Origin of the sequence: Rhodococcus sp. NPDC060090 (assembly GCF_042729855.1) — a bacterium.
GTDB lineage: Bacteria > Actinomycetota > Actinomycetes > Mycobacteriales > Mycobacteriaceae > Rhodococcus.
The window spans coordinates 13,757-37,184 of record NZ_JBHWXB010000025.1 but is presented as its reverse complement, the minus strand read 5'-3'; the positions used below and the strand labels follow the sequence as shown (position 1 = coordinate 37,184).

At 63.8% G+C, this 23,428-nt stretch carries 28 protein-coding genes, 1 pseudogene and 2 riboswitches; of the genes and pseudogenes, 4 read left to right on the top strand and 25 right to left on the bottom strand.

Annotated elements, in window-relative coordinates; all coding sequences use genetic code 11:
* Window positions 1-5: 5 nt before the first annotated feature.
* From ACFWCF_RS24910 to ACFWCF_RS24865, 10 genes and pseudogenes are all read right to left on the bottom strand, one after another.
* The gene (locus tag ACFWCF_RS24910) at window positions 6-1,115 is read right to left on the bottom strand and encodes an LLM class flavin-dependent oxidoreductase (protein ID WP_378567434.1); all 1,110 of its coding nucleotides are present in this window, start codon (window positions 1,113-1,115) and stop codon (window positions 6-8) included.
* On the bottom strand, window positions 1,105-2,556 hold the full coding sequence (locus ACFWCF_RS24905) for a dipeptide ABC transporter ATP-binding protein (RefSeq protein WP_378567431.1): 1,452 nt from the start codon (window positions 2,554-2,556) through the stop codon (window positions 1,105-1,107). The genes ACFWCF_RS24910 and ACFWCF_RS24905 overlap by 11 nt, the downstream gene beginning before the upstream one ends.
* Complete coding sequence (locus tag ACFWCF_RS24900) at window positions 2,553-3,449, bottom strand: ABC transporter permease (RefSeq protein WP_378567428.1); 897 nt, start codon at window positions 3,447-3,449, stop codon at window positions 2,553-2,555. The genes ACFWCF_RS24905 and ACFWCF_RS24900 overlap by 4 nt, the downstream gene beginning before the upstream one ends.
* Entirely contained in the window at window positions 3,442-4,467 is a 1,026-nt protein-coding gene (locus ACFWCF_RS24895) for an ABC transporter permease (RefSeq protein WP_378567425.1), read from the bottom strand. The genes ACFWCF_RS24900 and ACFWCF_RS24895 overlap by 8 nt, the downstream gene beginning before the upstream one ends.
* 2 nt (window positions 4,468-4,469) lie before the next feature.
* Window positions 4,470-6,038 carry an ABC transporter substrate-binding protein gene (locus ACFWCF_RS24890; RefSeq protein WP_378489461.1) on the bottom strand — a complete coding sequence of 523 codons (1,569 nt, stop codon included), beginning with the start codon at window positions 6,036-6,038 and terminating at the stop codon, window positions 4,470-4,472.
* Between the two features lie 260 nt (window positions 6,039-6,298).
* A riboswitch (SAM riboswitch) is annotated at window positions 6,299-6,393 on the bottom strand.
* Window positions 6,394-6,635: 242 nt separating this feature from the next.
* Window positions 6,636-7,686, bottom strand: a pseudogene (locus tag ACFWCF_RS24885) (LLM class flavin-dependent oxidoreductase).
* On the bottom strand, window positions 7,683-8,189 hold the full coding sequence (locus ACFWCF_RS24880; protein ID WP_378567422.1) for a GNAT family N-acetyltransferase: 507 nt from the start codon (window positions 8,187-8,189) through the stop codon (window positions 7,683-7,685). Before ACFWCF_RS24880 ends, ACFWCF_RS24885 begins: the two are co-directional and overlap by 4 nt.
* A 5-nt stretch (window positions 8,190-8,194) precedes the next feature.
* A complete protein-coding gene (locus ACFWCF_RS24875) occupies window positions 8,195-9,160 on the bottom strand; it encodes an ABC transporter substrate-binding protein (RefSeq protein WP_378567419.1) in 966 nt (321 codons plus the stop codon).
* A gap of 50 nt (window positions 9,161-9,210) precedes the next feature.
* Window positions 9,211-9,993, bottom strand: a complete 783-nt coding sequence (locus ACFWCF_RS24870; protein WP_378567416.1) for an amino acid ABC transporter ATP-binding protein — start codon at window positions 9,991-9,993, stop codon at window positions 9,211-9,213.
* Window positions 9,990-10,961 (bottom strand): amino acid ABC transporter permease, encoded by a 972-nt coding sequence (locus ACFWCF_RS24865; RefSeq protein ID WP_378567413.1) that lies wholly within the window; start codon window positions 10,959-10,961, stop codon window positions 9,990-9,992. The genes ACFWCF_RS24870 and ACFWCF_RS24865 overlap by 4 nt, the downstream gene beginning before the upstream one ends.
* 201 nt (window positions 10,962-11,162) lie before the next feature.
* Window positions 11,163-11,255: riboswitch (SAM riboswitch) on the bottom strand.
* Between the two features lie 219 nt (window positions 11,256-11,474).
* Between ACFWCF_RS24865 and ACFWCF_RS24860 the strand changes: the two genes are divergently transcribed.
* Complete coding sequence (locus ACFWCF_RS24860) at window positions 11,475-12,707, top strand: DUF222 domain-containing protein (protein WP_378567410.1); 1,233 nt, start codon at window positions 11,475-11,477, stop codon at window positions 12,705-12,707.
* Between the two features lie 79 nt (window positions 12,708-12,786).
* Here the strand turns inward: ACFWCF_RS24860 and ACFWCF_RS24855 are convergent, their stop codons facing one another.
* A complete protein-coding gene (locus ACFWCF_RS24855; protein WP_378567408.1) occupies window positions 12,787-13,002 on the bottom strand; it encodes a hypothetical protein in 216 nt (71 codons plus the stop codon).
* Between the two features lie 742 nt (window positions 13,003-13,744).
* Between ACFWCF_RS24855 and ACFWCF_RS24850 the strand changes: the two genes are divergently transcribed.
* Window positions 13,745-13,978 carry a hypothetical protein gene (locus ACFWCF_RS24850; RefSeq protein ID WP_378567406.1) on the top strand — a complete coding sequence of 78 codons (234 nt, stop codon included), beginning with the start codon at window positions 13,745-13,747 and terminating at the stop codon, window positions 13,976-13,978.
* Between the two features lie 117 nt (window positions 13,979-14,095).
* On the opposite strand, the gene ACFWCF_RS24845 is transcribed toward ACFWCF_RS24850, so the two are convergent.
* The 14 genes from ACFWCF_RS24845 to ACFWCF_RS24780 all read right to left on the bottom strand — a co-directional run bounded on the left by ACFWCF_RS24845 (window position 14,096) and on the right by ACFWCF_RS24780 (window position 21,649).
* On the bottom strand, window positions 14,096-14,629 hold the full coding sequence (locus tag ACFWCF_RS24845; RefSeq protein WP_378567404.1) for a hypothetical protein: 534 nt from the start codon (window positions 14,627-14,629) through the stop codon (window positions 14,096-14,098).
* A gap of 386 nt (window positions 14,630-15,015) precedes the next feature.
* Window positions 15,016-15,198, bottom strand: coding sequence for a hypothetical protein (locus ACFWCF_RS24840; RefSeq protein ID WP_378567402.1), 183 nt, complete (start codon window positions 15,196-15,198; stop codon window positions 15,016-15,018).
* Between the two features lie 265 nt (window positions 15,199-15,463).
* Window positions 15,464-15,733: a hypothetical protein gene (locus ACFWCF_RS24835; RefSeq protein ID WP_378567399.1), complete on the bottom strand. Its 270-nt coding sequence runs from the start codon at window positions 15,731-15,733 to the stop codon at window positions 15,464-15,466.
* A gap of 245 nt (window positions 15,734-15,978) precedes the next feature.
* Window positions 15,979-16,770, bottom strand: coding sequence for a hypothetical protein (locus tag ACFWCF_RS24830; protein ID WP_378567396.1), 792 nt, complete (start codon window positions 16,768-16,770; stop codon window positions 15,979-15,981).
* Window positions 16,771-16,779: 9 nt separating this feature from the next.
* Window positions 16,780-17,055, bottom strand: coding sequence for a hypothetical protein (locus ACFWCF_RS24825; RefSeq protein WP_378567393.1), 276 nt, complete (start codon window positions 17,053-17,055; stop codon window positions 16,780-16,782).
* On the bottom strand, window positions 17,052-17,408 hold the full coding sequence (locus ACFWCF_RS24820; protein WP_378567390.1) for a hypothetical protein: 357 nt from the start codon (window positions 17,406-17,408) through the stop codon (window positions 17,052-17,054). The genes ACFWCF_RS24825 and ACFWCF_RS24820 overlap by 4 nt, the downstream gene beginning before the upstream one ends.
* Complete coding sequence (locus tag ACFWCF_RS24815) at window positions 17,405-17,581, bottom strand: hypothetical protein (RefSeq protein ID WP_378567387.1); 177 nt, start codon at window positions 17,579-17,581, stop codon at window positions 17,405-17,407. Before ACFWCF_RS24815 ends, ACFWCF_RS24820 begins: the two co-directional genes overlap by 4 nt.
* The gene (locus tag ACFWCF_RS24810; RefSeq protein ID WP_378567384.1) at window positions 17,578-17,877 is read right to left on the bottom strand and encodes a WhiB family transcriptional regulator; all 300 of its coding nucleotides are present in this window, start codon (window positions 17,875-17,877) and stop codon (window positions 17,578-17,580) included. The genes ACFWCF_RS24815 and ACFWCF_RS24810 overlap by 4 nt, the downstream gene beginning before the upstream one ends.
* Window positions 17,874-19,943: an AAA family ATPase gene (locus ACFWCF_RS24805; RefSeq protein WP_378567381.1), complete on the bottom strand. Its 2,070-nt coding sequence runs from the start codon at window positions 19,941-19,943 to the stop codon at window positions 17,874-17,876. The genes ACFWCF_RS24810 and ACFWCF_RS24805 overlap by 4 nt, the downstream gene beginning before the upstream one ends.
* Window positions 19,940-20,134 (bottom strand): DUF6011 domain-containing protein, encoded by a 195-nt coding sequence (locus ACFWCF_RS24800; RefSeq protein ID WP_378567378.1) that lies wholly within the window; start codon window positions 20,132-20,134, stop codon window positions 19,940-19,942. The genes ACFWCF_RS24805 and ACFWCF_RS24800 overlap by 4 nt, the downstream gene beginning before the upstream one ends.
* 114 nt (window positions 20,135-20,248) lie before the next feature.
* Window positions 20,249-20,392: a hypothetical protein gene (locus tag ACFWCF_RS24795; RefSeq protein ID WP_378567375.1), complete on the bottom strand. Its 144-nt coding sequence runs from the start codon at window positions 20,390-20,392 to the stop codon at window positions 20,249-20,251.
* A complete protein-coding gene (locus tag ACFWCF_RS24790) occupies window positions 20,389-20,640 on the bottom strand; it encodes a hypothetical protein (RefSeq protein ID WP_378567372.1) in 252 nt (83 codons plus the stop codon). Before ACFWCF_RS24790 ends, ACFWCF_RS24795 begins: the two co-directional genes overlap by 4 nt.
* A complete protein-coding gene (locus ACFWCF_RS24785; RefSeq protein WP_378567369.1) occupies window positions 20,640-21,437 on the bottom strand; it encodes a hypothetical protein in 798 nt (265 codons plus the stop codon). The genes ACFWCF_RS24790 and ACFWCF_RS24785 overlap by 1 nt, the downstream gene beginning before the upstream one ends.
* Window positions 21,434-21,649: a helix-turn-helix transcriptional regulator gene (locus ACFWCF_RS24780; RefSeq protein WP_378567367.1), complete on the bottom strand. Its 216-nt coding sequence runs from the start codon at window positions 21,647-21,649 to the stop codon at window positions 21,434-21,436. The genes ACFWCF_RS24785 and ACFWCF_RS24780 overlap by 4 nt, the downstream gene beginning before the upstream one ends.
* Before the next feature lie 112 nt (window positions 21,650-21,761).
* Between ACFWCF_RS24780 and ACFWCF_RS24775 the strand changes: the two genes are divergently transcribed.
* Together ACFWCF_RS24775 and ACFWCF_RS24770 are read left to right on the top strand one after the other, a co-directional pair.
* Entirely contained in the window at window positions 21,762-22,274 is a 513-nt protein-coding gene (locus ACFWCF_RS24775) for a helix-turn-helix domain-containing protein (RefSeq protein ID WP_378567365.1), read from the top strand.
* Complete coding sequence (locus ACFWCF_RS24770) at window positions 22,261-23,424, top strand: tyrosine-type recombinase/integrase (protein ID WP_378567363.1); 1,164 nt, start codon at window positions 22,261-22,263, stop codon at window positions 23,422-23,424. Before ACFWCF_RS24775 ends, ACFWCF_RS24770 begins: the two co-directional genes overlap by 14 nt.
* Window positions 23,425-23,428: the final 4 nt, after the last annotated feature.

The window sequence follows — 23,428 nt, the reverse complement described above, 5'->3', positions numbered from 1 at the left end:
TTCCTTCAGTTCGACGTGACATAGCGGTTGGCGGGCAGGCCCAGGCCCAGGCGCTCGCGCAGCGTTCCCCGCGTCGGCGCCGCGGTGGGGCGAAGGGCGGGCAGTACATCGTCGACCAGCCGGTGCACGGTCGATGCGAGCGCAAGGGGCCGGAGGGTCACGCCGTCGACACCCTGCAGGCTCTCGATCAGTTCGCGAAGCCCGTCCGGGCCGCCACGGTAGAACACCGTGTCCGGCGTGTATGTCTGGCCGGTCCAACCGTCGAGCGTTGCGAGAGCCGCCACTGCGGCGTCCTCGTCGGCGGCGAGGAGAACATCCACATCGAGCAATACCCGGATCGGACGACTACCTGCCGCATCGCGAAGACGTACGGCCAGCGCGGCGGCTTCCTCAGCGCTCTTCACGCGGATGCGTACGAGATCTGCTCGCGCCACGGCGAATTCGAAGGACTCCTCGCCGTCGACGGTCGCGGCGACGAGCGGTTGCCCCTGCGGCGACCGCGGGGTGATGGACGGGCCCTTGACGGAGAAGTACTCGCCTGTGAAGTCGATGTAGTGCAGCTTGTCGCGGTCGATGAAGCGGCCGGTCGCCACGTCGCGGATCTCGGCGTCGTCCTCCCAGCTGTCCCACAGCCGAGCCGTGACCTCGGCGGCTTCGTGCGCCTCCGCCCACAGCGAGGCGGTGTCCTGCTGCGTCTCCTTGCGACCGAACAACCGTGTGGCCTCCGAATTCTCGGTGACCGCGACCTCCCACCCTGCGCGCCCCGCGGTGGTGTGATCGATCGTCTGGATCGCCTTGGCAAGATGGAACGGTTCGGTATGAGTGACGGTCGCGGTGGGAACGAGACCGATCCGCGAGGTGGCGGCACTCAGCCGTGCCGCGATGCCGACCGCTTCGAGGCGGCCACGTACTTCGCTTCCTGTCGACGCCACGCCGAAGTCGTCCGGAAGGAAAGCGAGATCGACGCCTGCACGATCGGCACTTCCGACGAGGTCGACCCAGTAGCGGGCGACGAAGAGGTCTTCGGCACGGGAGTCGTCGCGGCGCCAGGAACTCGGATGAGCACCGGTGCCCGCGAACTCGATTGCCAACAAGAACTGTGAACTATCGGACATGCCGAACCTTCCCGGGGATAGCATCGAGCAGCACTCGGGTGTACTCGTGCTGTGGGTTGTCGAAAATATCTGTGGTGGTGCCGAATTCCACGACCTCACCGGATCGCATCACCGCGACGGTGTCGCTGATCTGCCGAACCACTGCCAGGTCGTGCGAGATGAACAGGTAACTGAGCCCGAGCTCGTTCTGCAGGTCGGTGAGCAGGTCGAGGATCTGCGCTTGGACGGACACATCGAGCGCCGAAACAGGCTCGTCGAGCACCAGCAGCTCCGGGTGCAGTGCGATGGCACGCGCGATCGCCACTCGCTGCCGTTGCCCACCGGACAGTTCTGCCGGTGTGCGATCGAGGTGCGCAGTCGACAGGGCGACCTGGTCGAGGAGTTCGGCGACGCGCATCGCCCGCTCGGCTTTCGAGCCGATGCCGAACGCGCCGAGCGGTTCGGCGACGATGTCGCGGATCTTCAGCTTCGGCTTGAGCGAGGCGTACGGATTCTGGTGCACGATCTGGACCCGCCTGCGCAATGCCCGCAAGTTCCGTCCCCGAAGCCCTGTGATGTCGTTGCCGTCGAACCGGATCCGGCCCGAGGTGGGGGTCTCGAGCCGGATCGCTATGCGCGCGACGGTGGACTTGCCCGACCCCGACTCGCCGACCAGCGACAATGTACGTCCACGCGGAACCTCGAAGGAGACGCTCCGCACCGCGTCGAGCGAAGTCCGTCGATCGATCCGGAAGGTCTTCGACACATCGGTCACGGTGAGCAGCGGTTCAGCCGGCACGCGGTCGGGCCGTACGGTATCCGTGAGGCTCGGGGCCCCGGTCTCGGCAATGCGTGCTTCGAGGTGATCGAGGATGCGTCGCTGCACGGTGACGTCGAGTGCGCTCGTCGGTTCGTCGGCGATGACCAGGTCGGGGCCGCAGGCCAGGGCAATCCCGATGAGTACCCGCTGACGCTGCCCCCCGGACAGGGCTTGGGGGTACTGCTTCGCTCGCAATTCCGGGTTGTCGAGTCCGGCCTCCTCGAGGATGCGCAGCGCCTCGAGTTTCGCGGTCCGGCGGTCCGCGAGCCCGTGGATACGCAATGTCTCCGCAATCTGGTCGCCGATCCGGATCACCGGGTTGAGCGAAGTCGTCGGATCCTGCGGGACCAAGCCGATTCTCGCACCTCGTACCTTCTCGAAGGCGCGTTCCGGCAGTGTGTCGAGGCGCTGCCCGTCGAACGTGACGGTGCCGCCCACCACGCGTCCACTACCGGAGAGCAGACCGATGATGGCGTGCGCGGTCGTCGACTTACCCGAACCGGATTCTCCGACCACAGCGACCACTTCGCCGCGGGCGACCGTGAATCCGACACCGTCGACTGCCACGACCGGGTCGTCGTCGCTGCCATAGGCGACGCGCAGATCGTCGACTTCGAGAAGCGGTGCGGTAAGTGTGCTCATCGGCCACTCCGATCGTCGACGGCATGACCGATGCGGTGTGCAGCCAGAACGACGGCGACGATGACGAGACCGGGCAAGGTCGTCATCCACCACGCGGTGGCCAGATAGTTGCGACCCTCGGAGATCAGGGAACCCCATTCGGGGGTGGGTGGAACTGCACCGAACCCGAGGAAACTCAGGGACGACACGGCCAGGACCGCCATTCCGAATTCCACCGCTGCCAGCGCGATCACCGGAGCGTACGCGTTGCGCAGCACATGGCGGATCAGCACGGTATGCCAGCGGACACCGGAGGCGAAAGCTGCTTCGACATACAAGGCGTGACGCACCCGCAGGACCTCCGAACGCATGACGCGGGCGAAGTTCGCGACAAGCCCGATACCCACGGCGATCGCAACATTGAGAGTGCCGAAGCCGAGAGCCGTGACCAAGGCGAGCGAAAGCAGCAAAGCGGGGATGGACAGCAGCACATCGACGATCCGCATGAGAACCGCATCGACGAGGCCGCCGGCTGCACCGGAGAGCAGGCCGATGAGCGAGCCGATCACGATGGCGATGCCCACTGCAACCAGTGTCGCGGTCAACGACAGTGCCGCGCCGTGCACGACTCGGGTGTAGACGTCTCGGCCGATGTTGTCGGTGCCGAACCAATGCGCGAGACTCGGTCCCTGCAGTTTGTCGGCGGGCACGCCCTGCAGGGGGTCGCCGGACGCGAAGAACGACGGGAACACTGCGAACCCGATGGCGATCAGCAGCACGGCGGCGGAGATCACCACGACCCAGTTGCGCCGCACGGTTCTCACCGCGCTGCGGAGGGCGGATGGTTTCGCGGGTGTCGCTACCCGGACCGGGGAACCGGCTCGAACCGGCTCTCGAATCAATGTGTCAGACATGGGCACTCACTTTCGGATCCTTGTCGATCGCCGGGTCCGTTTCTGCCCCACCACGTACCGATTCGCCACGCTCCGAGGCACCGCGTCTTCCATCGACGATCCGCGGATCGATCAGAGGGTAGAACAGGTCCACAACGAGGTTGACGATCACGAACACGACCGAACCGAACACCACGATGCCCAGTACCACCGGAATGTCCTGGGCCATCACGGACATCTGCGTCAGGCGCCCGAGACCCGCACGGGAGAAGACCGTCTCCACGACAACCGATCCTGCGATCAGATTGCCGACGATCACGCCGGCGATCGTGAAGGCCGGGATGCTGGACAGCCGCAGAGCGTGTCGCGTCTGGACGCGCCACCTCGATGCCCCCTTCGCTCTGGCAGCCTCGATGTACGGCTGACGCGCCGTGGTCTGCAGGCTCACCGCAAGCACCTGCGCGATGACTGCACCGGTCGGCAGCGCAAGTGTGATCGCGGGAAGTAACAGATGCTCGATGCCACCTTCACCGAACGCCGGGAACAGCTTTACACGGAACGAGAACAATTGGAGCAGAACGAGTCCCATCCAGAATGTGGGCACAGCTACACCCAATGGAGGCAGCGAGAACAAGACGTTCCGCAACCAGCCGATACGCGTGTCGGTGGCGAAGAAGGCGACCACAGTACCGAATGTCACCGCCAACACCAGCGCGAACGACGCGAGGGCGAGGGTGCTCGGCAACGCGTCGGCGATCGCCTCCGTCACCGGCCTGCCGGTGGAGATGGAGATACCGAAATCACCCCGGACTGCATTGCTCAGAGCATTCCAGTACTGAACCCACACCGGCTGATCCAGGCCGTAACGCGCCTGCAGCTGCTCGATTGCGGCAGCGTCGACCGGTGTTCCGTTGTCGGAGCCGGCCATCACACTCACCGGGTCGGACGGTAGAAGGAACAGCACGCCGAACGAAACGGTGAATGCAGCCCACAGCACGCCGACGGCCTGGAGGAAGCGGGAAGCGAGGTAGCCGAACATGATTACTCGCTGAGCCAGGTGTCGAAGAACTGCAGGCGTGCCGACGCTTCGAACTTCAGATCTTGCACCTTCGGTCCGGCACCGATCGCCTGCGACAACTCGACCGTCGGAATGAACAGGGCGTTGTCGATCACGAGCTGCTGAGCCTCCTCGATGTAGCCGTTACGGGTCGCCGGATCGGTCGCGGTGAGCTGTACTGCGAGAACGTCGTCGAGTTCCGGGATCGGACCACGCTGGTTGAGGTTCCGGCCCTCGGTACCGAACGCTGTGCGCAGGATGTCGCCATCGGCGCGTGTGCTGTTGTAGTACGTCGTGTCGTAGTCTCCGGTGTTCTGTCGGGCGGTGGTCTCTGGCGTCGACACCAGATCGAGTTGCAGGTCTACACCCACCTCCCGCAGTTGCTGCTGGACGAGTTCGAGAATCGCCTGGTTCCCGGCGAACACCGAGCTGAACAGCACCGAGAAACTCAACCTCTCCCCGTCCTTGACGCGGATACCGTCTTCGCCCGGAATCCATCCGGCGTCGTCGAGGATCCTCGCCGCCGCATCGGGGTCGTAGGTGACCGCGTCCACCGCGAGGTACCCGGGTGTCACCGAGGCGAGGGCGCTTGTCGCGGGCTCGAAGTCGGGGCCGAGAACCGTGTCGACGAGTTCGGTGCGGTTGATCGCAGGGATCAGTGCGCTACGGACGGCGGGATCGGAGAGCACGCCGCTGCTCACATTGGGCTGGAAACCGAACGGGAGACCGGGATTCGGCGTGGTGAGAATGCGGCCACCGACACCTTCGATCTGCGGGGCATCCTGAGGAAGAGCATCGGAGACCGCGTCGAGCTGACCGGACGCAAGAGAACCTGTGCGAACACCGGACTCGGGAACGATGGTGAATTCGATCCGGTCGAGGTAGGCCTCACCGTCGTGCGCGAAGACCTCCGATCCCCAGGCATATCCGGCGCGCTTGACGAGCGTTGCCGACCGGTCCTGCTGGTAGTCCTCATACGTGAACGGTCCCGTGCCGGACAACTCGCCTGCACACCGTTCCTCAGCGCTCTTCGCGACGTCCTCGGCAGAGAGGAACCCGAGTTGATGAGTCGAGGTGGCCTGGAGGAACGGCGCGTTGGGCGCCGAGAAATCGACCCTGGCCGTGTGCTCGTCGATCACGGTGGTGCCGGTGTAACCGGCGAGGTACCCGGTGGCCTGCGGAGCCTTGACCCCGCCGAGAGTATTCACGATGGAATCGAAGTTGCCCCGCACCGATTCAGCGGTGAAAGAGGTTCCGTCGCTGAAGGTCACCCCCTTCTTCAAGTGGAAGGTGAATTGTGTGGAGTCCTCGTTGACGTCCCAACTCTCGGCAAGCCACGGCGTGATCTGCCCGGTCTCGGGGTCTTGATCTGTGAGTGAGTCGACGACCTGACGAGCGGCGTAGATGGTCTGGTTGCTGCCGGCCTGCGCGGGATCGGCGCACGTGGGAGCCTGCGACAGGCCGTACCTGAGCGTGCCCCCTGCCTGCGGGGTACCACCACCCTGCGTGACGGCCGACTCCGATCCGCACGCGGACAACCCGACGACCAGCATCGCAGCGACACCCACTACCGGAATCACACGATGGGATGCATGAATGAACGAGAAGGACACCTGAACTCCGTGGTCTCTACATAACAGCGAACTCTGCAGGGCAGCGATCACTACATGACAGCGGCGACATCGAACCGGAGCGATGCCGCGAGATGAAGGTTGGACGGGTCGACCGTCAACAGATGTCAGCACTGTGCCGGCACAGGTCGATGTGCAAGCACGACCACGTCACCACGACATCTTCGTGCGTCATGAACAGTCCTCCATCGTTCCCGGCGGTAGCACCCTCACCCGCGGATGCAGGGGGTTGCTGCGACGTCATCGAGCCAGGTCTCTCGGTCGCTCTGGATGGTCGTCACCGACGTTAGTCATTTCTTCGGCCGCAGCGAACCATTCGCCTCACCACGATTCGAACTATTTCGTGCTACGCCGAGGGCCACTATCGTCACCGAATCCGCGACTGCGCACCCGACCCCGCCGCACAGGACGGCAGCGCGCTGTCCGGTCTGCCCGCGAGCGCAGGTGATATGGATGCAACGGATCCGATATTCACCACTTCAGGATTGTCTCCGGGAAGAAGGCCTCTGGTTGGTTCTATCAGTGCACCGACGCGGGCTCACGGTGCGGAATCGCCTTCCGCAACACGGGAGCCACCTCCGCCTGGAAAAGCTCGAGACTCGCGCGCTGCTCCGCTGCCGTCAGCCCCCCCTCGGTCGGCTGTCACGTGCATGACTTCATGTCCGAGACGCTCGTGATAACGGAGCACCTTGTCGATCACTTGCTGCGGGCTGCCGATGAGCGCGGAACTGCGTTCGACGAAGTCCTCGACGCTCTCGAAGACCACCGGCAGTCCGGAATCCCGCGCGAACTGCAGCCGCTGCTCGAACAACGGCCGGAACCGCTCGACTGCTTCCTGTGACGTCGGCGCGACATACAGTCCCGCCGTTCCCGCTCCCACCCGTGCGTCCGACGGGTCGTGCCCGTATGCCACCCACCTGTCGCGGTAGTACTCGATCAGTTCGGCGTAGGGCTCGATCGGGTTGGTGACGTTGGCCGAGAACACCGGATCGCCATACTGTGCTGCGGTATCCACGGATTCGCGGCTCGTAGCGCTGCCATGCCACATCGTCAGACGTGGTTGCAGCGGACGAGGAACCGTGACCGCGCCGGTGAGCGAGGGGCGGAAGGATCCTTCCCATGTGACCCGCTCGTTCTCCCACAAGAGCCGGAAGAGTTCGTAGCCCTCACGGTTACGATCCCACTGGTCGTCGGGCGTGACATGGAACAGGTCGGCCTGCGCTGTGCCGTTACCCTTACCGATTATCAGCTGCAGCCGACCCCCGGAGAGATTGTCGAGAGTCGCATAGTCTTCGTAGGCGCGGACCGGATCGAGCAGACTCAGTGTCGTTACACCGGTCCACAGTTCGATGGTCGATGTCCGCGCCGCGATGTTGCTCAACACCACCGGAGGCGACGACGACAGGAACGGTTGCTCGTGTCGCTCGCCGACCGCGAATCCTTCGAAGCCGAGTTCCTCGGCCAGTACTGCGGTGTTCACAACCTCACGGAGTCGGCCGGAGGGGCTGAGCAATTCTCCGGTCACAGGGTCCGGGTGGTGTGTGATCAGGCTCAGGAGCAGAAATTTCACGCGGACTCCACCTTTCGGATCAGATGCTTTTCGAATGGGTGCGGGCCGATTTCCTCGGCCGGGCGCGTCGGGTCGAACAGGGCGGTGTAACCGGCCGAGAGGTAGAGGCCGACGGCCTCCGGTTGGCGCCACCCGGTCGTGAGATAGATGCGGGTGTAGCCGCGCAGCACCGCCTCGGCTTCGAGTTCTGCGAGGACGATGCGCCCGAGCCCGCGACGCCGGTGTTCACTGGATGTCCAGATTCGCTTGAGCTCAGCCGTGCTCTCGTCGTACCGGCGAAAAGCGCCGCCTGCGACGGGTCGACCGTCTTCGGTGACCACGAGCAGGGCACCGTCCGGCGGTGCGAACTCCTCTCCCGGGTACGTGGTCAAGGACTCGACCTGCTCCTGGAGTGGACGCTCGTAGCGAGTGCTGTACTCCACCGCCAGCTCATCGAGCAGTGGAGCGGCCAGCGGATCGCCCTGTTTCACGGCCTGAATCTGCAGGCGTCGGGTTCTGCTCATCGCGGTTACGCTGTCGTGGGCAGACCCGGCGGGTTGATCCGCGAGCTTTCGACGGCCTCGGTGCTGATCCCCCATCGCTCGAGCACCTCCGCATAGGTTCCGTTGTCGATGACGTGGTTGAGCGCCTCGTTGATGGCCTCGATCAGTCCGTTGTCCTTCTTCGTCAGGACCGCGATCTCGCCCTGCAGCTCATCGCCTGCGCCCGAGAATGTTCCGGCGATTTCACTCTCACCCGCTTGCAGGACGTGGAACGCTGACGTCGGGTTGGGTCCGACGTACGCGTCGATACGTCCCGAGCCGAGCGCCAGAAAGTAGTCGACGGCGTTCTGGTAGTAGAGAATTTCTGCAGGCTCGAGCCCGGCTGCGATGTTCTGCTCGTTCCATGCGACGAGCAACGCTTCCTGATTGGTGCCCGAGCCGACACCGATCGTCAGGCCCGCGATGTCCTCCGAGCCCTCGAAGGTGATTCCACTGTCCTTCTTCACCTCGACCGCGACACTGTCGAGACGGTAGGTGGCGAAGTCGTACTTCTCCTTGCGCTCTTCCGTGACGGTGACGTTGGAGATGAACACGTCGGCCTCACCGGAGTCGACGCGCACGAAGTTCTGCGCCCAGTCTGCGGCCGTGAGTTCGATATCGAGGTCGAGGACATCGCCGATGAGGTACGCGAAGTCGGTTTCCGAACCGATGATCGTCGTGTCGTCGTCGGCGTAGAAACGCAGCGGTGGGGCGGTACCTGCGCTGCCTGTGACGATGAGGGTGCCGCGGTCACGAATCGCCTGCGGAACCTTTGCGGCGATCTCGTCTACCGTGTCCGTGGTGATGCGATTCTGCTCGGCGGTGAGGTTGTAGCCGGCGTCGGTGGCTGCGTCGGTGGCCGCGTCGGACGAACTGCAGGCTGCGCTGCCCAACAGGGCGACCGCAGTCATAGCCGAAACCAGCAACTTCGATCGACGGGGTGAAGCGAACATCGTTACCTTCCAGGGGGTGTGGTCGAATCTTCCGGTTGAAGTACCGGAAATCAGAGAACTCGGGACAGAAACGTGCGGGTACGTTCGTGCTGCGGATGGTCGAGAACGGCTGCCGGTGAGCCTTGCTCGACGATGACGCCACCGTCCATGAAGACGACATTGTCGGCGACTTGACGCGCAAAGCCGATCTCGTGGGTCACGACCACCAGGGTCGATCCTCCGCTCGCGAGATCTTCGATCACTTCGAGAACCTCCCCGACCAGTTCGGGGTCGAGAGCAGAGGTCGGTTCGTCGAACAGGATGACGCTGGGTTGCAAGGCAAGCGCCCGGGCAATGGCAACACGTTGCTGTTGGCCACCGGACAACTGCCGCGGGTAGGCGTGGATCTTGTCGCCCACACCGACGCGCTCGAGCAACTCCCGGGCTTCCACCTCGACTTCGGCACGTACGCGCTTCTGCGCGGAAAGCGGTGCCTCGGCGACGTTCTCGAGTGCAGTGAGATGCGGGAAGAGATTGAAGTTCTGGAACACGAACCCGATCCGGGCCCGCTGACGGAGGATGTCGCGGGTGCGCAGTTCATGCAGTTTGTCGCCGCGACGACGGTAGCCGACGAGTTCACCGTCGATGCGGATGGTGCCGCGGTCGACCTTCTCGAGGTGATTGAGAGTGCGCAGCAGCGTGGACTTCCCCGATCCCGACGGGCCGAGAATGACTGTCACCTCACCCTTGCGGACCTTCAGATCCACGCCCTCGAGCACCTTCAGCGATCCGAAGGATTTATGGACTCCCCGCACGTCGACGGCGTAGTCGGTCCGCTGTTCGGCGGCGGTCATCGGGTTGCTCCTCGGGGTGCACCGACACCGGTGTCGCGGATCTCGCGGTATTTCGTGACGACTTTCTGCCACGGAGTGAGAGGCAACTCGCGGGCCGAGCCGCGCGCATAGTGCCGTTCGATGTAGTACTGCACGATGGACAACACCGTGGTGAGGATGATGTACCACACGGTCGCGACCATGAGCAGCGGCACTACGCGCCCGCTGCGACCGAAAATGACCTGTACCTGGTAGAACAGCTCGGCGATCGCCATCGTCGAGACGATGGATGTGCCCTTGAACAGGCTGATGACCTCGTTGGCTGCATTCGGCAGGATCGAGCGCATCGCTTGCGGCAACACGATCCGGAAGAACTGACGCAGCCGCGGGATACCGAGCGCGTTGGCCGCTTCGATCTGCCCGTGGTCGACGGAGATGATGCCGGCGCGGATGATCTCCGCCGAGTACGCAGCCTGGTGGAGTGCAAGGCCAATCACCGCGGCCGTGAAACCCGAGATCACTCCTGAGACCTCGAATTCGAAGAATCCGGGTCCGAACGGTATTCCGACCGACATGGTTTGGTAGAGATACGCGATGTTGAACCAGAAGAGGAGCTGCACGATCAGCGGGATGGATCGGAACGCCCAGATGTAGGTCCACGAAATAACCTGTAGAACCGGGTTGTTCGACAACCTACCGACCGCGAGGAGCACACCGAGTGCGAATCCGAGGAAGGTCCCCCACAGGGTGAGCTTGATCGTCATCCATAGTGCAGAGAGAACCGATTCCGCCGTGAAGTATCGAGCGAAGGTCGGCCAGTCCCAACCCGGGTTGGTGGCGAGGCCGTGGATGAACTGCGCAACAACGATCAGCACCGCGGCGCTGGTCACCCATCGCCACGGGTGCCAGGTCCGGGCCACCACCAGGTCTGCGTCGTCCGTGCGCTCAGCGGCCGGGTCGGTGGTGCGGATATCGGTCGGCGCGCTCACGCCGACCTCCTGCGGACAGGAGACATCGAAACATGCCTTTCACGGAGAATGGAAGTCGTTATTCCGCAACCGGTTTCGATGGCGGCATACGCGCAACGGCGTTGTTGGTGACGTTCAGCAACAACGCGACGACGCGCCGCGACGCAGATCGATGTGCCTGCGGCGCCACGAAGCGCGCTCGATACTGCTAGTCATCTCCGACCTCCATCGGTCCCGGCGGTAGCACCCGCACCCGAAAGCGGGGGGTTGCTGCGACGTCATCGAGCCAGGTCTCTCGGTCGCTCTGGATGGCGCCTCGAACTGTAAGGCAATTCGGACATCCGGTCAATAGCTACCCCTGTCGAATTCCGTTGAATTATGTTGGTAGGCAATTAGAATCGTGCTGATCCGAATTCTCCACCGGTAGGAAGTCCCCACTGCACCTTCGAGTTGGAGCTGAGACCATCACGGTCGACATCGAATGCATGTTCCAATTTCCTTGCAACTCGAATGTAAGTTCGATATAGTTTGATCATGGGTGGGGACCTCTGGAAACTCGACAACACACAACTCATGGCCGAGACGCTCGCCGTCTCCGCCGAAATCCACACCTGGCAGGTACACCGCGTCGACCTGGTCATCGAAATGGTCGAACGCGACACCGTCAAAGAACACGGCTACCGCAGCCCCGCACACTGGCTGTGCGCCGCCACCAACCTCGAACTCGGTGAATGCCACCGCATCGAATCGCTGGCACGGCTACTGCGGCTGGAACCGGAAGTACGCGAAGCGTATTCATCCGGTCTGTTGGATGCGGAGAAGGCACGGCAGATCGCCTACTTCTGCCAGCACTACCCCCGCACCATGAACCCCTGCGACTTCGAGAAAGCCCGCACCATCCTGATCGAGCATGCCTCCGAGCGGGTCGCCACGAAAGCGACCGTCCGGGCCCTGATCCGCCGACTCGAACATCTCTACAACACCGGCGACGGACCACCACCGGGTGAAGACTCCTCACGCAACGAACTGTTCGTCTCCACCACCTGGCACGGCCGGGTCGTGATCACAGGCGAGTTCGACGCCGTCACCGGTGCCCGCCTGCGGCATCTGCTCTCCCCACTTTCCGCGCCGAGGCCTGAAGTCAACGGTGTCAAAGATGATCGGCCGGCGTCGAAACGCACCGCCGATGCGTTCGATCAACTGTTGCAGTTCGTCGAGGCCGCCGGCCTCGTCCCAGTCGAGGGCGGGGTGAAGCCGCACGTCACGGTCACCGCCTCGATCAAAGATCTGACGACGAACACTGCGGTGAAAGAACTGTTCACCCACAGTCCCGAGCACGGGTATGCGACCGAACCCTGGGCGGGCCCATTGTCGATCGATGCCGCCCGGATGCTCGCGTGCGATTGCCAGGTCACCCGGATCCTGCTCGACGAACACGGCGTGCCGCTGGCACACGGGCAGACCCGCCGCACCGCAAGCAGGGAGCAGCGACGCGCTCTGGCGGTCCGAGACGGCGGATGTGCCTTCCCCGGGTGTTCGACACCGCCGGCATGGGCCGATGCCCATCACCTGACCCAATGGGTGGACGGCGGCGATACCGACCTCGACAATCTGGTGATGTTATGCGGACATCACCACCGGTTGATGCACCACACCGAGTGGGAAGTGGAGATGACCGACGAGCGTCGGCCGCAGTTCATTCCACCCTCGAGTGTGGATGTGTTCCGCACGCCGATCCCGGGGAACAGACCGGAGTTGGTCGCCTAACTCCACAACAGAACACGACAACAGCCACCGTTACCAAGGCACACCCGTGCCTTGGGGCCGGTGGCTGTGTTGCGTCCGCCTACTTGGCAGCGGTGTTGAGTGAGCGCGTGGCTTCGGCCATCACACGAACGGCTTCGTTCCGCGTCATCGTCGAGAAATACTGCTCCGACTGCTGCAACTGCTCCCCCACAAGACACCTCGGCCCTTTGTCCAAATTCTCGAGAGCGCGAACAACAGTCTCTTCGGGGCTCGTCGCGCCTGGAACCTGCGTGTCGAGGCTCTCGATCTGCCCCATTTCGATGCCCTCGCTGCCCACCGCGACGGCCAGGGCCGGGTCCTGTCGAACGGCGTTGCAGCAATTGAGCAGAGATGCGGCTGGTGAACTGCACTACGGCGTGAAAGCAATAGTGCGGCTGGAGCGTCGTCACCGGAGGGTTCTGTGGTGATGGTTGGCGCCGGTGGCTGGTCAGGTTAGTCCGAGTGCGATCGCGAGATCGACCCGACGAGAGGGTCAGCGGCGCCGAGGGGGACGGCAGTCGGAACACCAGGTTTCGGCGTTGTGGTTATCCGTGCGGCGAGGACCGTGTAGAGGCCCACTGCTGGACGCACTGGCCACGATCCGCCGCACCTGATCCATGTGCCCGCACGCACCGCCACCAGTCGCGGTCGCCTGACCATCGCCGTAACCGCGGCACGGCCCACCCAAGGCTCATCGGTGGATCGAGGCAGCCGACGTCGAGCGTGTCACGGACAACCACAACCCCGAACAGAAAACGGCCCCAACCAGAAAAACGGCCCCGACCAGGCGATATAACCCGGATCGGAGCCGTTCCATCGAGCGGAAGCGGAGGGATTTGAACTCTCCCGGACGTCCAGGTCAGAAGGTATGAAACGCTTCTACCTGCAGATTCGCCACTTCGGAGATCTCACCCAATCGCACCGAATCGACAGCGGGTGTGCCCAAAATGTGCCCGGCGAGGCGGACCTGGAAATCAGTTCATCCATGGACGCGTTCTATATGGTGCATACTTCTGCCCATGATCAACGCGAAACTCACACTTGAGACGCTCAGGGATTCCATCACGGCCGGGGTTCTTCCTAAGGCGTTTGATCAATTGGTTTCTGAGGCCAACAGCTCCGAGCCGAGCACTCGTCAGATCGGCTGGATCAAGGGTCGAGTAGATGTGGCGCTTGAACTCCTTCAGACGATTGACAAGGACGCGTACAACGAGAAGCGCGCAGAATACTTGGCATTGGATGTTAAGGGCTAACCAGCCCGTTCAGCCGTAGCGGTCGTACTCAGCGCTTCCCTACCTCCTCCGCTGAGCGACAAACCGGGCTTATCCCCGCGCTCGGGACCGGTCGGCATACCGTTCATCTGCGGGACGTCAGGCGTCGATCGGAGTGCCCTCGTTGAAATCCTCGAAGTTGAGAAACATGCGGTTCGAACCTTCGATCGATTGGAAGCCAAAAGTCTCGTACAGCTTCCGCAGCCGATCCCGGTTCTGCTTGGGCTCGATCACCAGGAACACACCGCCGACGAGGCTAACCGCGTCGTACGCGTTCAGGTACGCATCGGCAAGCAGATCCAGTGCAAGACCCTTGTTCTGAAGATCATTGTCGAGAGCGAATTTGCCGACCAAGATGCCAGGAGCCTCTTCACCCCGGTACTTCGGCGGACGGATCTTCCGAAACAACCCGGGCTCATCCTCCGTCTCGCGGACCGTCGTTTGCGACAGGGTGTAGTAGCCGACCACATACTCGCCACCTGCGTCGACCCACACGTGTGTGCGCGACTTGCCGACGCGCTGCTCGTTCAGCGCATGGGTGTCGAGCCAGTTATCAAGCTTGGATTCACCGCAGTCGAAAAAATTGGTTTGGTGCTGTTCGGTAAGTGGAACCGACAGGGGCGTGTCGCTCACTTACGACGAGCTGAAACGCGGGCAACCGCGGCGCGGGCAACTTCCGAGGGCCGAGTGTGCTGACGGACCATACGGTCAATTTGTCCAGGGCGAACGCTGGTCACATCCACACGCGCCGCAGGTGCATTCTGCTTGGTGCTCACGAATCGCTCCCCTCTCCAAAGGTCAGCACAGTATGCACTAGTTTACTCAAGTCCACTTCAGTCGGGTGGACTCTTTCATCACACCTGCCGGCAACAGCGGACACCGCCGCTTAATCCGTAGTCCAACGAGGACTCAGATCACCGACGAAGGCCGCGGCGTTTTTTCTCAGCGCACCACAGACTCGACGGGGAGGCACGAAACCGGCCCCACGATGGGGAGACGGGGCCGGTACGGTGCGGGCCTCAACCGACGAAAGCGCCACCACTCTTCGGGGACCGCTTCGGGCCGGCCTCGATTACCAACGCGAACGTCTCAGCGAGCGTCTTCAACGACCCAGGATCTGCATTGTTCGGATCCATGGCCGCCACCCTGATCTTCTCCAGCAACTCGAGTGCAACCTCTTCACGCATCTTTTCGACAGACAACGTGTCCCCTCTCGTACCGACCCGACCTGATCAGATTCAACACCAGTTCACCGAACGTCGCGGGCGAACGTTTCCCGGCTTCGCACCCGCTGATTCTCCCGTACCAACGCCACCGCACCACCCGGCCACGGATTCCCCCGCGCCCATTCCCGCCGAGCAGCACACCACGCATGCACCCGATCCGCCGGCGACCCCGACCACTCAGCCGGATCGAACGTCCACAAGATCGGCGGAACCTGCGCCGGCCGATCATCAACACGCCGCCTCACCCCACACCCCGAATCTGATAGACACCCCGCACCGGAGCAGCCGATTGACCGGCGTCCGTGTCGGGAATCTTGAGCGCAGCCAGCAACCGAGCCAGCACAATGCGCTGCTGACGCATCTCCGCCACCGCCGGATGCACCCGACGTCCCTGCGGCGACTCCTGCATCACCCCATCCGCCTCGACGATCGCATGCAAACGATCAATCTGGTCGACCGTGCGCACCGCTTCTCGAAGCACCTGCAGCTCGTGTTCGGCGAGTTCGTACACATCGACGACGGCAGCCCACAGTTTTCGGCCACCGGCCCCGGTCCGGGGCGGGCACTTCGGTCTCATAGGTCCTGTCCTTTCGAGGGCGGGGAGGGATTGGCCCAATGCCAGAGGTGGGCCGTGGTGGCTGCCAGCGGGGGCCCCGGGTGGGCCAGCGAGGCACGTGGCCGGTCGCCTGGCCAGGAGAGGAGCCAGGCGACCGTCCTGTTTCCCTGCGTGGAAGGAGTGGCCACGCAGGGAAGTCTCTAGACCAGCTCGTCTTCGGGGTCGACTTCGACGCGGACGGATCCGGCGTACTGCCCGCCGCTTCGGACGTACTTCACTTCGATGGGTGCGGGCCGGCGGTAGTGCTCGTACTCGTCGAGGCTGGCTGCTCGGAGGGTGACTCCGAGTGTGACGAGTGCACCCCACTTGGTGGTGCGTCCGGTGTCGGTCTCCCATGCTTCCCAGACTCGGCGTCGATGCAGTCCTGTGGTGTCGCAGGTCAGGCCCAGGTGTGCGTCGTTGCCGTTGATGCGGAGGCCGGCGAGGGCTGCGGCTGTGGCGAGGGTAGGTATCTGTTGGTCGAGTTGGAGGGCGAGGATCGATGCGTCGGCCCAGGCTTTGCGTGCCTTGTCGGGTTGGGTGGCCATCTGCTCTGCGCTGCTGTCGGGGTCGATGGTGCGGACGGCTTTGGTGAAGTCGGTTGCGGTGGTGGTGAACCGGTCGGCAAGGAGTCGGTAGTTCGCTGCGGCCTGAGGTTCGTATGCCTGCCTGAGGGCGAGCAGGACGGGTCCGCGCATCTGGTTGGACAGGTCGGCTTTGTCGGTGGCTGGGGCCTTCTCGGCGAGGGCCAGGGCTCGCAGCATGTCGAGGTCTGCGTCGATGTTGGGGTCGATGATCGCGTCGATGAGTTGCTGTCCAGCGGGGTTGAGGGTCTCGAGGTAGTCGACCCATCGGGTGTGGATGGCGGTGTAGGTGTCGGGGATGGTTGCGCCTGCGGCGGCGATGATGTCGACCTGTTCGCGGAAGTGTTCGAGGGGGTGTTGTCCGAGCATGGGGATCTCCTACTGGTTGAGGTCGCGGGTGATCCGCGAGGCGTCGGTGGGGTGGGCGAGTTTGGCGCCGATGATGCGGGCGAGGCCGTCGTCGTCGTTGAGGGCGAGGGGTTGGTCCTGGGGTTGCTGCTGTGTCTCGGGTTCGCGGTTGAGTTCGCGGTGGATGAGGTCGCGGATGTTGGCGGGTCCGGGGTCGACGCCTCGGGCTTCGCTGACGGTGCGGCGCAGTTCGTCGTCGGTCATGGCGGCGAGCGCGTCGAGCAGTTCGTGTCTGGTGGGTTTCACGCTGCGGTTCCTTCTTGGTGTTCGAGGACGGCGCGGCGGTCGAGTAGCCATCGGCCGCCGGTGAGTCGGCCGCCGAGTTGTGGGGCGAGGCGCCGTGCTTGGCGGTTGCTGATGCCGAGCATTCGCGCGGTCTCCTCGGTGGTGATGAGTTCCTCGTCAGTGTCGAGGGCGGGTGTGGATTGCGTGTCCGCTTGTCCTGCTGCGGAAGCCAGGGCTGCGAGGGCACGTGAGGCTGGTAGGCCGTTGCGGGCGCGGGCTCGTTGGGTGACGGCGACGGCGTAGGCGAGTGCTCCTATGGCGTCGCCGGTGAGCAGTAGTACGTCGGGTGCGAGTCGTTGGATGGGTGGGGTCATGATCGGCGTTCCATCCGGGAGGTGAGCTTTTCGGTGGCGTCGACGAGGAGGTCTGCCAGTTCGATTGCTTCGGCGTCGGTCAGTGCGTAGTGGTCGTGTCCGAGTTCGAGGACGACGCGATCGGATGACACGTGGATGCGGTGGGGCACGTCGGGGACTGCGGCGCGTTTCATGCGGCACCTACCTTCGGTCGTCCTTCGATGCCGTACGCGACAGCGGCCCAGACGCCGCGGGGATGGTCCTGTTCGACAGCTGCGACTCGGCAGGCTGCTTGCACTGGGCACTGGCGGCATTGGTTCGCGGCCCAACTGAGTCGCGACGATCGGTGTTCGGGCTCCTCCTCGGGAAGCTCAGCATCGAACCAGGGGGCTTTTCCGGCGCAGCGGGCACCTTCGAGGCGAGGATCGACGAGACGCTCGAGGAGGTCGACCTTCGCGGGGAACTTCGAGCGCGGCTGTCGTTTGGTCACGCGGTCATCTCCTTCTGGCAACTGTGGTGGAGGGTGAACCCAAACTTCGGCGGCAGGGAGTTGCCGCATCGACTGCACGCCGTCGGGTAGCCATGCGCGGCGATGCACCCGGCACAAACTTGGTGCGACTGGGCAGCCTTCCCGCGGTGTTCGGTACCGCAGATCGGGCACGCGGCCGGTCCGGAATCGACGATCGTGAGATGCCGTTCTGCAGTCGGATCACCAGTGGGCTCATTCACGGGAGCGTGAGCCGACTGTGTTTCTGCCCCAGTCGGCTCACAGCATTTCCCCTGGTCAGCCCCAGTTGGCTCAGTCGGCTCAGTCGGCTCACGTGTAAGGCCCGACTGATCCCACTGATCCGACTGCATCGGCAGCGACCAGAGCGACGTCCGCGGGAAGCCGGCCATCTCGTAAACGACCCCGAGCGACTTCGCGGCTCGTTTGATCGTGGGCTCTGAGAGGCCGGCTTTTCGTGCGTCCGCCTTCACGTCCTTGGCGGCGGTGCGCCCGTTTTCGGTGAGGTAGTCCTCGAGCCATGCTGCGGCTTCGCTGCGATCCTCGCGGTCGGTGCCGTCCGGCTCAGCGAGAAGCTCCCGAGCATCCCTATCGGTCTCCCCTAGCCACTTCAGTACACCGACCTCCGCGGGCCCGTCCTCGGTCGTGATGGTCGTCGACTTGATCTCGGCTTTCATTGACCGGGTACGGGGTGCGAGGTTGCCCTTCGTGTTCGTGACGACGAGATTGTCGTCCTCTTCGTCCTTGGCAACCGAGAGCACCGACCGGGCGACCTGAGACCATGCGATCGAACCGAGGATGAGCTTTCCGGTGTCGGCGCCGTCTCGCTTTCCGAAGTGGCACAGACCGAACACCACACAGCCTTGCCGTGAGGCGAGCTGCGCGAGTGGTTCGAGGTACTGCCGGACTGCCCGGTCGTCCTTGCCGGATAGCTCGGACGACATGCTCGACGTCGCGGCGTCGAGGACGACGAACGCGACATTGTGTTGAGCGATGACCTTTTCGAGCGCCAGGGTGTCGAGGGGAAGGATCAATGTCCCGGTGTCGGTGTGGGAGGTCTCCACGTCGACGAACAACACGCGGTTCATGTCGGCCCCTGCCGCTTTGAGCCGTGGCGCGACTGTGAACTCCCGCGAGTCCTCAGAGTGGACGTACAGCACGTTCTGAGGAGTGCCGTGCAATTCCCCTTCGAGCGTGCCGCGGGTGACCTGGGCGCAGATCTCGGCGGCGATCGTGGACTTACCGAGACCTTCTCGGCCGGCCAACAGGGTGAGTGAACCCGCGGGGATCCAGTCCTCCATGATCCAACGGACGCGTTGCATCTTCACGTCCGCACCGCGGGTGACCTTCAGTCGTCGGCCTGCCTGCCCGCCGAGGTCGACGAGCTCGAGTTCGTCGAGTCCGTGCCCCGCGGCGATATGGTCGGCGGCGTCCTTTCCCGCGGTCGCGGTCGCTATGACTGCACCTGCAGCGATCGGATCGACGAGTTCGTGCACCTGCAGCGCGTGCTTACGTCCGGGCTCGTCGTTGTCGGCGACGATCACCACGGTGTGCCCTGCCAGTGGGGACCAGTCGAAAAGGCCGGCCTTTCCTGCGCCCATTGCGGAGCACACCGCGACGCCACCGATGGATTCGACGGCGTGCACGTCCTTCTCGCCCTCGACGACGTAGACGGGTGTGCCGGTTACGACCTGGTCGAGCTTCTCGACGCGGTACAGGTCGCGACCCTTCGTGTTGCCCGACTGCCGGAATTTCTTGCGCCCACGGTCGTCGTAGGTGCGGAAGACGGTACGACCGTCGCGGTAGTCGTAGCTCGTACCAGCCGGGTCGTCGAACAGGTCGCGCATAGTCAACCCGACCGCGTCGAGCACAGTCACCTTGTCGTCAGCGTGTGAGTTCATGAGAACCTGACCGCTGATCTGTCGGAAGGTCACCGACCGGTCGTCGGCGGAGTGTCCCGGAGCTTGCGCGGATGCGGTGTCGCCGGGGCCGTCCTTCCAAACGAGCCCTTGGTCATTCCAGCGGTCACGCATGCGGTCGAGTGCTGTCACGCTGCACCACCCTTCTGGCATTTCGGACCGGCATGTGCGGCACGGGATTTGGGGGCGACGAGCCAGCGCCCGCACACGCTGCAACGGGTCGCGATGCGCGCGCCGTAGAGGCGGGCCTCGGCGTCGAGCCCGGCGACAGGATCGGGGTCGGGTGTGACAGCTTCGGATCGAATACGATGATCTTGACGCACTGGTCGGCGTCCTTTCTGGGAATAGGGGCTGGGAGCCTTGGATCGGGGCTCCCAGCCCTTGCGTTCAACGAGGTGTGCGGGTTCGTTTGAGCGCGGGTGGATCTGAGCGTCAGGTCACGTCGTCGACCTCCGCATCGAGCGCGTGGCGTCCTCACCGAAACCGTCGCGGCACATCTGCCGGTCGTGCGCGTGAGCGAGGAGAAGCCCCACGTTCTGTGCTGCGACGATCGAGATCAGCAGGATTTCGAGGAGGCTCACAGACCCTCCCGTACTTCAGCAGCACCGCGGATCTGGTCCTCGTCGCGCAGGAGGTTTCGCGCCTCGGCGCGGGCAGCCTGTCGGCATGCTTCCTGGAGCTCGTCGACGAGCCGGTGCGCCTCGTCCGGGCTGAGGTATGCGCGGATATCCCGGCCGAAGGCGACGCTGATTTCGGATTCGGTACCGACGTTGCCGATGTAGCGCGCCGACACCGGCGCATCAAAGGCTTCGACGAAAATGGAGGACATCACTTCACCTGCCCGACGATCGCGCGATACTCCGCGGCGATCGCATTGACGACGTAGGCGAAGTCTTCGAACTGGCCGTCGAGGATCGTGAGGTCGGAGAACATTTGCCCGCCGGCCTGGTCTCGGGAGTCGATGGTTACCTCAAGTTCGTCGAGGACGATCTCGCCGTTCTCTGCGCGTCGGGCGTACTTGGTGATTTCAGCGGTGAACGGGCCACGTTTGACCTGGGCGAGTACCACGAGGTTGCCGTCGAGCTGCTCCTCCTCGGTCAGTGCGCCAAGGGCGTCGGTGGCGGCTTCGACCTGGTCGACGGTGGGTTCGTCCGTCGGCACCGGCTGGTCGTGCGGGAGGATGCGGTATTCGACTTCGAGACCGACCGTGGTGGTCATGCGGACGTAGTCGCCGGTGGTGACCGTGTGCTCGATCTCGTCCCAGCCGAACCGTCGGGTTGTGTCCGCGTTGATCAGCGCGATCGCTCCCTGGAAGTCCGGGGCGTGGGCGACGATCTGGTGAAGGCCGGCTGCGATCAGTAGGACGAGGTAGCTGGCGGGATTGTCGGTAGACTGCATTGCAGAATCTCCTTCTTGCTGGTTGGTGGATTCCTCGCCCCCGGTGTCGGCTGCTACCGACTCGGGGGCATCTCTTTGCTCGCGGATCACGACGTGGCGGTTCTGGACCATCGAAAGCGCCATGCCTTCGTCGACGAAGTGCACGACCGACCATCCGGGTGCGCCGGGACGAGACGAGTCGATCTGGTGCTCGGCGCCGGCCTCGTCGACCCAGAACGCGGCGGTCACGCCGCACCCGGCGTGTCGTCGGTGCGCTGCATCAGATTCGCTTCCGTCCAGGCGTAGACGTCGGCCCAGCGGTAGAGCACCCGGCGCCCGTGCTTGACGAACTTCGGGCCGATACCGCGGTAGCGATCGTTGGCGAGCTTGGTGGTGGTCGTGCGCAGGTACTCCGCGAGTTCCTCAGCGGTCGCGAGCTGCGAGCCGTCTTTCTGATTCATTGTGAACCACTTTCATATCAAAATGATCCTGACAAGGACCACTATGCACATACAATGGGCGCGAGTCAAGATGAACCTTGGAGCGATCATTTTGATATGCCAGACTGTCTGCATGGCTGAGAAGAAGAATCCATTGGGGCCGATCGGCGAAATCGCACGTCAGAACGTGTCACGGCTCCGTGAAGCGCAACGACTCACGTACGCAGAACTGTCGCGACAGCTCGACGATCTCGGCCGGCCAATCGCACAACTCGGTCTGCGACGCATCGAGGCGGGGGAACGACGCATCGACGTCGACGATCTCGTGGCCCTGGCCGTCGTACTGAAGGTCTCCCCTCTTGCGCTGATCCTCCCGACAGACTCCTCGGCACTTACGCCCGACGGGCCCGAGTACCGCGCGCGCGACATCTGGGAGTGGGGGCAGGGACTCGCAACGCTGGATCGCACTCGAGACCCGGCTGCGGAACTCGTCTTTCTCCGTGAATCGAACCCGGTGATGTACGAGCAGGTACGAGCGGAACAAGAGGCAGGCAAGGTGAATTCAAACCCGGTTGCAGTAGGTCGAGTAATCGCGAAGCGGCAGCGGCAGGACCGGCGGGGCAGGTTGACCAATGGCGACGATTGAGTCGTACGAAACATCTTCTGGGAAGCGGTATATGGTTCGCTTCCGCACACCCGACCGCACCCAATCGAAGAAACGCGGATTCAAGACCAAGCGCGACGCCGAAGCATTCGCCGCCACAGTCGAAGTCGAGAAGATGCGCGGCGAATATGTGCCGCCGTCCCTCGGTCGCATCACGGTCGGCGAGCTGGCACCGGAATGGCTGGCGCGCAAACAGGTCGACACGAAAGCCTCGACGTACAACGCGATCGATTCATCGTGGCGCACACATGTGGAGCCTCGGTGGTCGTCCACGCGGATCGCTGACAGCAAGCTCGGCACCGTCGAACGGTGGATCGCCGACATGGGACGCGACGAGCTCGACGACAACGAGGAGATCGTCCAGAAGGGATCCGGGGCCACCGTGGTGATCCGCGCGTACGGGATCCTCGCGGGCATCCTCGACGACGCCGTGAAGAACGGGCGGATCGCGAAGAACCCAGCGCGCGGAGTCGAGAACCTGCCACGGAAGACGAAGCGTCGACACAAGTACCTCACGCCCGACGACGTTGCGACACTGGTGCACGAGGCTGGGCAGAACGGTGCGCTCGTCCTGGTGCTCGCCTACTGCGGACTTCGGTGGGGCGAAGCGATCGGGCTACGGGTACGCGACATCGACTTCCTGCGGCGACGGCTCACCGTCCACGAGAACGCGGTCCAGGTCCGAATGAAACACGTCGTCGGCACCACGAAGGGCGACAAGGTCCGATCCGTGCCGGTGCCGGCCTTCGTCCTCGACGCGGTGGCGAAGCAGTGCGAGGGACGCGGACGTGAGGATCTCGTGTTCCCCGGCCGCGACGGCGAGCACATGCGCCGACCGGTCAGCCACAGCGGATGGTTCGAGCTGGCAGTGAGACGCGCGGGAATCGAACGCGTGACTCCTCACGATCTTCGGCACACTGCGGCATCGCTCGCGGTCGCGGCGGGAGTGAACGTGAAGGCACTACAGAGGATGCTCGGACACGCCTCGGCGGCGATGACTCTCGACACATACAGCGACCTGTTCGACGAGGATCTCGACGCCGTTGCGGTCGTGCTCGATCATGCCTATTCGGGGGCAGGTGTGCCCAAAATGTGCCCACCGAAGCCAGCCGATCAATCAGTGGAGGCATGAAAAA